The sequence below is a fragment of the Streptococcus sp. LPB0220 genome, assembly GCF_008727815.1.
In the GTDB taxonomy this organism is placed as follows: domain Bacteria; phylum Bacillota; class Bacilli; order Lactobacillales; family Streptococcaceae; genus Streptococcus.
In genome coordinates this window covers 327,831-340,100 of the sequence record NZ_CP044230.1, presented here as the reverse complement: position 1 = coordinate 340,100, position 12,270 = coordinate 327,831, and the positions used below count along the sequence as shown (strand labels likewise).

Sequence of the window (12,270 nt, the reverse complement as noted above, 5' to 3'; positions counted from 1 at the left end):
TTTTTTCCAGCTCTTTTCAAGATTTTTACACAAGTATTTTCCCCTCTCCCTCTATGTTTCTGCTCCTTTTTCTGATATACTTAGTATAGTTATTTGATCAAAAGGAGAACACTATGGAATTAAAAAAACGTTCTGAATTTCCTGAGAAGGAACTCTGGGACCTCACAGCCCTCTATCAAGACCAGGAAGACTTCTTGCGTGCCATTGAAAAAACCCGCGAGGAAATTAATGAATTCGTCCGTAACTACAAGGGTAGGCTCCACACTTTTGAAGACTTTGAAGCTGCCTTTGCAGTCTTTGAACAAATTCAGATCCAACTCAGCCACATTGGCAACTACAGCTTTATGCCCCAAACGACGGACTTTGGCGATGAAGCTTTTGCGGAAATTGCCCAAGCAGGGATGGATTTCGAAACTTGGGCCAGCGTTGAACTTTCCTTCTTTGACGATGCTTTGGTAGAAGCGGATGAAGAAGTCCTCGAACGTCTCGGACAACTCCCTCACCTCACTTTTGCCATTCGTCAGGCTAAAATCAAAAAAGCTCACTACTTGGGAGCTGATGTGGAAAAAACTCTGACCAACCTTGGTGAAGTCTTCTACGGACCGCAAGACATCTATACCAAGATGCGGGCAGGTGACTTTGAAATGGCTGATTTTGAAGTAGATGGAAAAGTTTACAAGAATAGCTTTGTCACCTATGAAAACTTCTACCAAAACCATGAGAATGCGAAAGTCCGTGAAAAAGCCTTTCGTTCCTTCTCAGAAGGTCTCCGCAAGCACCAAAACACGGCTGCTGCTACCTATCTAGCCCAAGTCAAATCTGAAAAACTGATCGCTGATATGCGAGGTTACGACTCTGTCTTTGACTATCTCTTGGCTGAGCAGGAAGTGGATCGTGCCATGTTTGATCGTCAGATTGACCTGATTATGAAGGACTTCGCTCCAGTCGCTCAAAAATTCCTCAAACACGTGGCCAAGGTCAACGGCCTTGAAAAAATGACCTTTGCTGATTGGAAGTTGGACTTGGACAGTGCGCTCAACCCAGATGTCACCATTGATGACGCTTATGACTTGGTCATGAAATCTGTGGCTCCTCTTGGGGAAGAATATTCTCGTGAAATTGCTCGCTACCAAACCGAACGATGGGTTGATTTTGCAGCCAATGAAGGCAAGGATTCCGGTGGTTATGCGGCTGACCCTTACCGTGTCCATCCTTATGTCCTCATGAGCTGGACAGGTCGCATGAGCGATGTCTATACTCTGATCCACGAGATTGGACACTCTGGTCAATTCATCTTCTCAGATAACAACCAAAGCTACTTCAACGCCCACATGTCGACCTACTATGTGGAAGCTCCTTCTACCTTTAACGAGCTCCTCCTTAGCGACTATTTGGAACACCAGTTTGACGACCCTCGTCAAAAACGCTTTGCCCTAGCACACCGTTTGACAGACACCTACTTCCACAACTTCATCACCCACTTGTTGGAAGCAGCCTTCCAACGCAAAGTTTACACCTTGATCGAAGAAGGTGGTACCTTTGGTGCTAGCAAGCTCAATAGCATCATGAAGGAAGTCTTGACCGAATTCTGGGGCGACGCTGTAGAAATCGATGATGATGCAGCTCTAACCTGGATGCGTCAAAGCCACTACTACATGGGACTTTACAGCTATACCTACTCAGCTGGCTTGGTTATCTCAACAGCGGGATACTTGCATTTGAAAAACTCCGAAAATGGAGCGAAAGATTGGCTAGACCTCCTCAAATCAGGTGGCAGCAAGACCCCACTTGAGTCAGCCATGATCATCGGAGCAGATATCTCAACTGACAAACCACTTCGCGATACCATCCAATTCCTTTCAGACACTGTCGATCAAATTATTGCTTACAGTGCAGAATTGGGAGAATAGACTCCTCTACAGCTAACTCTAAAATAAGCTAGTAAAAATGCAGAGGTGCTAGGGATGTATCAAGAATTACAAAGTAAAGTGACAGAAGAAAAACCAAGCTATAGTCGGGAAGAAATCCAGTGGTTGCTGGAACATTTGGGTGATCCTTCACCAGAAATTCGCGATGATCTCGTTTTTACAAGCTTGGCTAGAGGGATTCAGGAAGAACTCTTTACACGGGAACAATTTCATTTCATTGCTGAGACGATTTCATCCGACGAAGGAATAGAAAAAGAGATTGATAAGATTGGGCTATCAACACTTGAGCGTTCTTTTAGAGCACTCGTTTATGCCAATCTCTTGTCTGCAGATGCCAACCAACAATCGATTTTTTATCAAAGATTAAAAGCTGATATAAGATATATTTTACTGGATCAAGGTTTACATTATCTTGAAAAAGAAAAGGATACAACAGGTTTTTCCAGTCAGTATGGCTGGGTTCACGCTTTTGCGCATGGAGCTGATCTTTTGACAGAAGTAGTTTGTCATCCAGACTTTCCTAATGACAAAGTTCATAAAGTCTTTAACACACTTGGTCAAATCTTTAAAAGAATTTCAATTCGTTTTACTGATGATGAAGATTGGCGTTTAGCTAGAGTGCTCTATGAACCTATTTTGCAAGGAAAAATCGAGCAAGAACAAGTAGCTTCTTGGATAAAAACGCTTGACTTTCTGATAGAAGAAAGGGAAGATTTTTATAAATTTTCCAACCTTAGATCCTGTCTGTTAGAAGTCTATATTCAACTTGATCAAAGAAACGTTTTACAAGATGAGTTGAAAAAAGCCATTCAATCTTTTCAATACTAACTATTGCACAGTGAATGTAAAACCCTCCAAATATTTTCAAGTCACTTTTCGTGAAAAAAATTATTGAAGACAAAAGAGCCTTGCTCCTCATTTAAGAGGGCAGGGCTCTTTCTTTGGATATATAAAAGCACTCCCATTTTACTACTGGAAGTGTGCTTGTGATATTAACTCAACTCTGCCACAATGGCCTTAATTTGTGCTGCGGTATGCACTCCTGCTACTTGTTTAACAACCTGCCCATCTTTTTTAAAGAGCAAGGTTGGAATGGACATAATGCCGAAAGCACGCGCTGTTTCTGGATTTTCATCCACATCCATTTTTAGGATTTTTAACTCATCTTCCGAAAGTTCTTCCGATAATTTTTCTAAAATAGGAGCTTGCATGCGACATGGACCACACCAGGTTGCCCAAAAGTCTACCAAGACCAAACCTTCTTTTGTTTCTGCTTCAAATGTTGCGTCTGTAATTGCTTTTGCCATTTTCTTTCTCCTTTAGTTTTGGTACTGCGTCAAATCTTGCTTCATCAAATAGAAGAAAACATCCCCGTAAGTCCCTTGGTAATCCAACTCATGCCCATTATAGGTCAGTTTCACAACAGGATAAAAATCTGCTACCCCAATCAAGCAAGCTTGTTGGGAGCGTTCAAACTCTTCGTAGGAATCAAAATGCATGACTCTTTCTTGTTTTGCACTGTCTAGATATGTAATTTCAATCATATCGATAACCTCTATTTCTTATGATGCATCAATTGTAACTCTAGACATTACATCTGTCAAATAAAACGACTTCCTCAGAATGATGAATCTCGTTCGATAAGGAAAAGACAAGAAAAAAGCCCTCTGAATCCAGAGAGCTCCATTCTTGCTAGATAAAACGTTTCTAGACAAGGCGACGAACCGAAGATTGTACCGGATTTCTTCTGAAAACAAAAAATCTCCCCGAAGGGAGATAGTTCTGGTCTATTTTACCTTACGATGCTAGGAACCGTAGCCGAAGATTATACTCGAGTATATCGAGGCAAGGTGACAAAAAACAAAAAAGCTACTCAACTAGAGTAGCTTTATTTCAAGATATGCTCAATTGAACACGGCCTAAGCACTTGGCAAAAAAGAACAGCTCCCTGAATTCAGAGAGCTGTTTTGAGCTCGGGCTAAAATCCTAGTGAAAAAGATGAAACTCCTTGTGTTCATCGAACACTGTGTCGTTTCCCTATTTTCATACGGATTTTTGGCGCCCTTAGCATCATGATTAACGACGAAGTCCAAGAGAGTTGATCAACTCACGGTAACGGTTAACGTCGTTTGTACGAAGGTAAGCCAACAAGTTACGACGGCGACCGATTTTCTTCATCAAACCACGGTAAGTAGCGTGGTCTTTTTTGTGTTGTTTGATGTGTTCGTTCAAGTGGTTGATTTCCCAAGTAAGGACAGCAACTTGTACTTCTACTGAACCAGTGTCACCTTCGTGACGTGCGTATTGTGCAATGATTTCATTTTTTTTCTCTTTTGAGATTGCCATGATAAGCTCCTTTTCTTTATGCTCTATCCGAGTGGCAGGTTTGGCATATCCTGCTACCAAGAAAGAGTTAGTTGTCTATTCGACCTTCTTATTCTACCAAGATTTCATCTTTCTGTCAAACACTTATGTTTCCTTCGAGAGGAGCTTTTCTCTTTTCTAAAAAGAACCTTGGGAATTTGGACAATTTGATGGATCATTCTTCAAGCAACTTATTCAAAAGAGAGTGGGACAGAAATCGGTAATTCGTTAGAATTTGATTTCGTCGTCCCACCTCCGAACAGTTGAGTAGGGCTGTAAAAGCTGATGGAATCAGCGTAGTAGAGCCCACACAACCACTGCGTCTTGCTCGACAATCCAAAAATAATTGAGAGGCTAGGACTTTTGTCCCAGCCCCTTTATCGGTATGAAGCTTATTTCTCTTTCCGTTTACCACGCAAGAGCAAAGCCAAAGCAAAAATTGCTAAGAGTGCACCGAGTATGGTCAATCCGTAAGCAACAACTTCACCAGTTGATGGAAGAAATTTTTTCTTTCCTTCTTTTGGTGTAGTTGGAGTTTCTGGTTTTTCCGGTGTGCTTGGCGGCGTTGTTGGTGGTGTCGTCGGTGGAGTTGTTGGTGGGGTTGTAGGCGGAGTCGTTGGCGGTGTACTTGGTGGTGTGGTAGGAGGTGTTGTTGGTGGTGTATGACGATTGGTTACCGTGAAACCATCAATGTTGCTTGTATAACCTGCTACTGGATCCTCTGTAATCGTGTAGGCAATCTTCTTACCTTCCTTGTATACAGGTAGATCCGTGAAGCTTGCCTGCCAATTATCAGTAGCTGTGATTTCTTTTACAGCTACTTCTTGACCATCCGCAAGGAGACGAACTGTGATTTTTTCAGGACGAAGACCATCTTTATTGTCTGCATCATCCCAGATCTTCTTGACCGCTACTTCCGTTACTTCTGGTGTGCGGCTATTGGTGATCACTACATTTCCCTTGTTACTGTCATCGACCGTACTAGTATAGCCTTTGACTGTTCCAACTTCTTTCACTTGGTACTGAATCTCTTTGCCTTTCGCTTTTAGAGGCAAATTGCTAAAGGTATGAGTCCAGTTATTTTTAGCAGAAAGTTCTACTTCTTTTCCTTGAGCTTTGCCATCTGCATAGAGCTGTACCTTAATGGTGCTTGGACGTTTGCCATCTTGGTCATTGTTGTCTTCCCAACGTTTTGTAACAGTAACGCTGGTTTTACCTGGCTTGTAGCTATTGGTAATGGTTGTTCCATCAATCGCAGCAGAGTAATTGGCTACTGTGTCTTCTGTGACTGTGTAGACAATTTGTTTGCCGTGATTGTATTTTGGAAGATTGGTAAAGACTGTCTTCCAATCAGTCGCTGCACTTAGCTCTTGGCTAGCTACTTCTGTACCATCTGCAAGGAGACGAACAGTGACCTTGTCAGGACGAACGCCATCTTGGTTATCATTGTCTTTCCAAACTTTCGTTACTGGAATCTCAACAACTTCTGGTGTCCGACTGTTGGTAATATTGGTTCCTTCAATAGTCGCTTCATAGCCTTCAACAGGTTCTTCTGAAACAGTGTAGGCAATGACATTGCCAGCATCATCGACCACATCGAGATTATCAAAATGATAAGCCCAAGTTACTACCGCATCTGGTTTCACTTCTTTAGAAGCGACTTTGACACCATTTGCTAGGAGATTGACTGTGATTTTTGATGGACGCTTGCCATCTTGGTTGTCATTGTCATTCCATGTCTTTTGGCCAGAGACACTTGTTTTTTCTTTTTGGTTCACAACATCACGAGAAATCGCAAGGTCATTTCCAAAATCGTCCTTGCTGATCTTGATAAGTTCTTCTGAGAGAACATAGCCAGTTGGAGCTTGAATTTCTTGAACCGTATAAGCTTGTTTGATCAAGCCCGTAATAGTGCCAACACCATTCTCATCTGTCGTAATGGTTCCCACTTGCTCACCAGTATCATCTGCTGTCACAGCAAAGACGGCACCGGCAAGCGCTTGGCCATTTTCACCTTTTTTGTGAATCGTGAAGGAATATTTCTCACCATTGAATTTTCCATCGAGGAACTGATACAGAACGTCTGCTACCTTATTTTGCTCCTTGATTTCTGTAGCTGTCATTGTCGCATTGTTTTTGTAGGATGTATTGATGGCTGGGACCTTGTCCAGATAGACATCATAGCGAACAGTCATCCCTTGTTCAGGAGCTAGATCTCCAATATGAACCGTTAGAGAACGACCATCAGCGCTGACAACAGGGGAGTAATTCTTGGTGACGTTTGTGGTATCTTTTAAATGATAAGCCCCATCTTCGTCACTAACCTGCCAAGTTCCTGTATGGATGTTGACAGAATCTGCTTTGATTTTTCCATCTGTAAAGGCCAATTGGTCTTTAATATCAATATTATGAAGGGCTGTGTGGCCTTGATTGATGTTCAATGTATAGGTCAATTTTAATTTATCATCTGAGTTGGTCCACCCCCACTTGCTAAAGACTTCTGGAGTAGGAGGATTCTCACCTGGATTGACCCCTTTGTAATCGATATTCCCACCTGAAATCACTTTCTTATCGATCGTAAGAGTAAAATCAAGTGTCTTTTGTCCTTTGACGACTTGGTGGTCTACACGCGCAAAGAAACGCAGTTTCCCTGTCACATTGGCCATTCTTTCAGGATAGTCCGTATAGGTTACGGTGATGACTTTTCTTTGATCATCTACTGTTGCTGTCGCAACTTTTTGACCGCTTGGATCCAGCAGGTCAATGGTGTCCGTTTCAAAGACCTTAAAGTCATCTCCAAGTTGGATAACGGTCTTATCTCCCTTTTTTACACGACCATTTGGCAACACAAAGTTTGCTTCAACTTGAAAACTCTCCCAAACACCGAGTGGATCTGTAATCGCTCCACCAGTTGATTTCGAGATGTTTACAGATGTCACAACATCATTGATCGTATCTGCATGGACTTTAGCTGGACTATTGGGTTTGGCAAATCCTAAAGCCGCTAGTAAAAATAGGGCAACTGTTGTCACAACAGAATAAAGCCACTTTTTCATAAACGATTTTTCTCCTTTTTCTACGTTTACTAGATAAGGTATGTGAGTCGAAAAATTATCACTACATATTGTGAATTTATACACAACCTATCTTTTTTCATTATAAACAATTTGCTTTGATAGTACAAGCAATTAAATTCATTTTTTGTCTTTTCAGTACATTTTCTTGATACAAATAAAAACAAGCAGTCTGTAAGAATCAGACTGCTTGTTTTTTTGCTTATAAGGGAACTCCGAAGACCTCTAGGGACTTGAGTTCAGAAGGATGGAGTCTTCGCCATTCTCCCAATTTCAGGCTTGGATCTAGCGTTAGAGGACCCATAGAAATCCGCTCTAAATCCACCACTTCCTTGCCACAGGCAGCGACCATGCGCTTGACCTGATGGAATTTTCCTTCAGCAATTTCGATTTCGACGTAGGAGCTGGTATTTGCCTCATTCACCTCTAAGATCTGCAATCTCGCAGGTAAGGTGGTGAAGTCTTTGAGGGCAATGCCTGCTTCAAAACGGGCTACATCTGTCTCATCCATGATCCCATCCACCTGGGCACGGTAGATCTTCGACACATGCTTCTTCGGCGAAAGCATGGCATGAGCGAGCTTGCCATTATTGGTCAAAAGCAGCAAGCCATGGGTATCGATATCCAGGCGCCCGACAGGAAAGACTTCCTTGTGACGGGCTGTCTCATCCAATAAATCCAGCACAGTTTGGTGGTGATCATCTTCAGTCGCTGAGATGACCCCAGCTGGTTTATTAAGCAGATAATACACGAAGGTTTCATGGACCAGGTCTTCTCCCATAAAGGTCACCTGATCCTTGTCTGGATCAATCTGCAGTTTGCCTGCTGTCTCATTTTTCCCATTTACTGCGATTTTCTTTTGCTTGAGGAGTTGCTTGACCTCGGTCCTGCTCCCCACGCCGCAATCCACTAAAAATTTATCTAGCCGCATAATTACTTCCCGCTCTTTCGCACAATCCAAAGGCCAAAAAAGGAAACCAGGATCATGAGGATACCAGAAAATCCAAAAATGAAGACTGGAGCAGATGAGATCGTCCCTAATAGACTAAGGACAAAGGTCGTTGCGATCGAACCTGTACTACATCCCAAAACCGCAATGGACGTTGCCTGGCTCAAGACCCCTGCTGGCATCTTATCAGATAAGACATTGTAAACTGTTGTCAAAGCCACACTGTAGGCGAAGCCAGAAGCAATGGTTACAAGGGCAAGAATCAAGAGATTTGGAGAGACCCCGATCAACATTTGGGCCACACCATAAGCTACTCCCGAAACCAATAATAAACGATCACGGAATAGATAGGTCAAGGGCGAGAAAGCCAAACCTGCCAAGATCCCAACAAATTGCATGGCTGCTAAAATAACCCCCGCAGTTTGGGCAGTGCCATGTCCCACTTGCTCTACCACACTTGGAATCCGAACGGTGATCATGACATTGGACAAGACGATAGCTGCCGCAACGACTGCTAAGCCGAGCGCTGTCCGCCATTGACCCCCTGTCATCTTGACATCCCGGTGTTTTTCCTCCACTGCTTCCGTCGTAGATCCATAGGGCACAAATAAGAGATACAAAAGTAAGATAGGAATGCTGATGCCGTAAACGAGAAAGGCAGCCTGCCAGCCAAAGCGAATCAAAAGGCTAACTCCAAAGGTTAAAACGGCCGTCCCAACAACCTCTGCAGAACCACGAATACCAAGGGTTTGGACGCGTTCTTTTCCTTTATAGCGCTCACTGATAATGGCAATAGCAGAAACATTGAGCAAACCAACTGCCATCCCGAAAATAATCCGAGACAAAAAGACAACCGGATAAGCTGGACTGATTAAGGGAATAAAGCCACATAGAGCGTAAGCAACTAAGCCCGTCACAATCATCTGACGCTCTGAAAATAGGCGTCCAATCCATTTATTGAAGATGAGTGAAACCATGATCCCGGCAGAAGGAAGCGAGACCAAGAGCTCAATCATGCTGTGAGGAATTCCCTTGTAATAGGCAAACATGGCCGACTGCGCACTCGAAATCGAAAACGAGGTCGTCAAAATAAATGAAAGCGCGAGAATACTCACTTTCTCCATGATTTTTTTCATTATTCTATCCTTTAAACTAATCTTTTTTTCACACTCCTCCTATAATAACACGAGCTAGTGACAGGACGCAATAGATTGAATTAAAAAAACGAAATGATTTCTCCATCATTTCGTTCGTGCTAACAATTGTGAGGCAAAAACTCCCGTTAGGACCATCAAAGCACCAATCCAGACAAAGAGCAGGTTATTAGAGGGAGCTAGTGGCGTCACCAACTGGATGAAGAAAGAAGAGAGGGCTGATCCGAGATTGCAGCCGATCAAGACCAGCGAGGTCGCAAGGTTCAGGAGATTGGTCGGGATTTTTTCAGATAGGTGATAGAAGATACTGGTGACTCCCGTACTGTAAGTAAATCCGGCTAAGAGGGTTCCTAGAACCAAGCTCCACAGCTGTCCGGACAAGCCAATCAAAGCCAGAGCTAGACCGAAACCAATGCACATGATCATGAGCAAGTTCTTTTTGAAAACATGTGTCAAACTGGCAAAGCCTACCCCTGCTACAATCCCTGTTAATTGCATCAGACTCAAGACGGTTCCAGCTGTTGTCGCCGTTCCCATACGAGCGTCAACAATGATATCCGGCACGCGCAGGCTAATGATGGAATTGAAACAAATGATGATACCAGCAATCACGGCTAGCATTAGACTAAAACGCCATTGAGGAGAGCGAAGGCGGACGGATCCTGACTTTTTCACCTTCAAGCTAGCCTGTTTTTTCTCCTTAGGATAAGGGACAAAAAGGATATAGAGGAGTAAAATCAAGTAACCACCACCATATACGGCAAAGATCGCTGGCCAGCCTAGGGGTAAGAGTTGTCCCACCATAAAGGTCAAGATGGCAGAGCCCACCACTTCAGCAGATCCCCGATAGCCCAGCATCCGAGTCTTGTCATTGCCCGAGTAGCGCTCACTGATAATCGAAATAGCCTTGGCATTGATCATTCCTGTCCCCAAACCAAAGAGCAAACGACTTAGAAAGATGAGAGGATAGTCCTGTACGACCAAAGGCAAGAGCCCGCTAGTTGAAAAGAGTAAAAGCCCTGCGACAATCATCTGACGCTCACTCATCCACCGCTCGATCACGCTATTTAAAAAGAGCATGGCCACGACCGCAAAGGCTGGCAGGGAAACCAAGAGTTCTACCTGGCCTGCTGAATAGCCGAAGTGGCTAAAATAGGCCTTCATAGCCGGCAAACCGGCTGTTATTGAAAAAGATGAGATCAACATGAGCGACAAGCTCAAGAGACTGATTCTTTCCATTGTTTTTTTCATTGTTTATTTCCTACACTTTACTGGTAACATTTGATTTTACTGGTTTTTTCAGAAAAGATTCAAACTAGTATTTTTAATAGAATCCTAGTATAATCAATTTAGAAATAGAAAAACAGGACATTTGTCCTATTTTAGGAGATTGAGATGAAAAAAATTTCCCCATCTACCAGACTCAAGGAAATCATCACAGACTACCAATTGGACCAGATCTTTCCGGGCGACTGCCTCAGCCAGCTGGACCTCGTTCTCTACCAGGCTGGAGATTATATCTGCCGCCAGGGTTCTGAGCAAGATGTCATTCCTTATTTTCTCAAAGGCCGGCTCAAGATCGTTCACAGTCTTGAAAACGGCAGTGACACCATCCTTGAAATCCAAGAAAAACCTGGACTCTTAGGAGAGATTGAGCTCCTGCTCGATCGGGTCTGTATTACATCGGTCATTGCAGACCAGGACTCGCTAGTCGTCCAGCTCCCAGCCCAGCACTTTAAGAAACGCCTCCTGCTTGATCCAACCTTTTTGCGCTCTACGGCCAAGACCTTGGCTGAGAAATTGCACCAGATCAACTATTTGGCTCCTGCCAACTTTCATTATTCGGTCAAGGAACGCCTCGCTACGCATTTTCTGGAACATTGCGATGAAAATGGGACCCTCAAACCCAAGATGAATCAGCTGGCCCTGCGTTTTGGGATCAGCTACCGCCACCTTAACCGCGTCATCAAGCAGATGATCGAAGAGGGGTTAGTCCAAAGAGAAGGGCGAGTCTATACGATTTTAGATCCCAAAATGATGAGTGATTTGTCCATCAAACATGCGGAAACCATCGACAGATAACTTTAATTTTAGGCTCTTTTGTGTTATCATGGAGGGTAGAAAGAAAGTGAGAGTAAAACGATGAAAGCAATTGAAAAAGTTACAAGAGCGTCCCATTTGATTGATATGGATGACATTATCCGCGAAGGAAATCCAACACTTCGAGCTGTTGCAGAAGATGTGACCTTCCCTTTGTCTGATCAGGAAATTATCCTGGGTGAAAAAATGATGCAATTCTTGCACTATTCTCAAGACCCTGTTATGGCTGAAAAACTTGGCCTCCGTGGAGGAGTGGGACTCGCTGCCCCTCAGCTGGATATCTCTAAACGAATCATCGCTGTTTTGGTTCCCAATCCAGAAGATGCCGATGGCAACCCACCAAAAGAAGCCTATAGCCTTCAAGAAGTCATGTACAATCCAAAGGTTGTCGCCCATTCTGTTCAAGATGCAGCTCTTGGCGACGGGGAAGGCTGTCTCTCAGTAGACCGCAACGTCCCAGGCTATGTGGTTCGCCATGCCCGCGTGACCGTGGAGTATTTCACAAAAGACGGTGAAAAGAAACGCATCAAACTCAAAGGCTACAACTCCATCGTCGTTCAACATGAAATCGACCACACTAACGGCATCATGTTCTATGACCGCATCAATCCAAACAACCCATTTGAAATCAAAGAAGGACTCTTGATTTTAGAATAGCGTAACCGACAAAAATACCTAACTGAGAATACTCTCGGTTAGGT

General features: G+C 43.5%; 11 protein-coding genes. 4 read left to right on the top strand and 7 right to left on the bottom strand.

The features are described 5' to 3' along the window. Positions 1-113 precede the first annotated feature (113 nt). Positions 114-1,910: an oligoendopeptidase F gene (gene pepF, locus LPB220_RS01855; RefSeq protein ID WP_150905276.1), complete on the top strand. Its 1,797-nt coding sequence runs from the start codon at positions 114-116 to the stop codon at positions 1,908-1,910. A gap of 54 nt (positions 1,911-1,964) precedes the next feature. Beyond that, on the top strand, positions 1,965-2,756 hold the full coding sequence (locus tag LPB220_RS01850; RefSeq protein ID WP_150905274.1) for a DUF2785 domain-containing protein: 792 nt from the start codon (positions 1,965-1,967) through the stop codon (positions 2,754-2,756). A gap of 164 nt (positions 2,757-2,920) precedes the next feature. Here the strand turns inward: LPB220_RS01850 and trxA are convergent, their stop codons facing one another. From trxA to LPB220_RS01810, 7 genes are all read right to left on the bottom strand, one after another. Then, positions 2,921-3,235, bottom strand: coding sequence for a thioredoxin (trxA, locus tag LPB220_RS01845; RefSeq protein WP_003013593.1), 315 nt, complete (start codon positions 3,233-3,235; stop codon positions 2,921-2,923). 12 nt (positions 3,236-3,247) lie between these two features. Beyond that, positions 3,248-3,472 carry a DUF4649 family protein gene (locus LPB220_RS01840; protein ID WP_049475182.1) on the bottom strand — a complete coding sequence of 75 codons (225 nt, stop codon included), beginning with the start codon at positions 3,470-3,472 and terminating at the stop codon, positions 3,248-3,250. Between the two features lie 532 nt (positions 3,473-4,004). Beyond that, positions 4,005-4,274: a 30S ribosomal protein S15 gene (gene rpsO / locus LPB220_RS01835; RefSeq protein ID WP_003004251.1), complete on the bottom strand. Its 270-nt coding sequence runs from the start codon at positions 4,272-4,274 to the stop codon at positions 4,005-4,007. A 410-nt stretch (positions 4,275-4,684) separates the two neighbouring features. Continuing rightward, positions 4,685-7,348, bottom strand: coding sequence for a Cna B-type domain-containing protein (locus tag LPB220_RS01825; RefSeq protein ID WP_150905272.1), 2,664 nt, complete (start codon positions 7,346-7,348; stop codon positions 4,685-4,687). A gap of 220 nt (positions 7,349-7,568) precedes the next feature. After that, the gene (locus tag LPB220_RS01820; protein ID WP_049491636.1) at positions 7,569-8,297 is read right to left on the bottom strand and encodes a pseudouridine synthase; all 729 of its coding nucleotides are present in this window, start codon (positions 8,295-8,297) and stop codon (positions 7,569-7,571) included. Positions 8,298-8,299: 2 nt separating this feature from the next. Next, the gene (locus LPB220_RS01815) at positions 8,300-9,451 is read right to left on the bottom strand and encodes an MFS transporter (RefSeq protein ID WP_049491635.1); all 1,152 of its coding nucleotides are present in this window, start codon (positions 9,449-9,451) and stop codon (positions 8,300-8,302) included. A 105-nt stretch (positions 9,452-9,556) separates the two neighbouring features. Then, the gene (locus tag LPB220_RS01810) at positions 9,557-10,720 is read right to left on the bottom strand and encodes an MFS transporter (RefSeq protein ID WP_049491633.1); all 1,164 of its coding nucleotides are present in this window, start codon (positions 10,718-10,720) and stop codon (positions 9,557-9,559) included. Between the two features lie 144 nt (positions 10,721-10,864). Here LPB220_RS01810 and LPB220_RS01805 point away from each other — a divergent pair, with 144 nt between their 5' ends. Then, complete coding sequence (locus tag LPB220_RS01805) at positions 10,865-11,551, top strand: cyclic nucleotide-binding domain-containing protein (protein WP_049491631.1); 687 nt, start codon at positions 10,865-10,867, stop codon at positions 11,549-11,551. A gap of 60 nt (positions 11,552-11,611) precedes the next feature. Then, positions 11,612-12,226 (top strand): peptide deformylase, encoded by a 615-nt coding sequence (def, locus tag LPB220_RS01800; protein ID WP_049491628.1) that lies wholly within the window; start codon positions 11,612-11,614, stop codon positions 12,224-12,226. The last annotated feature ends 44 nt before the right edge of the window (positions 12,227-12,270 follow it).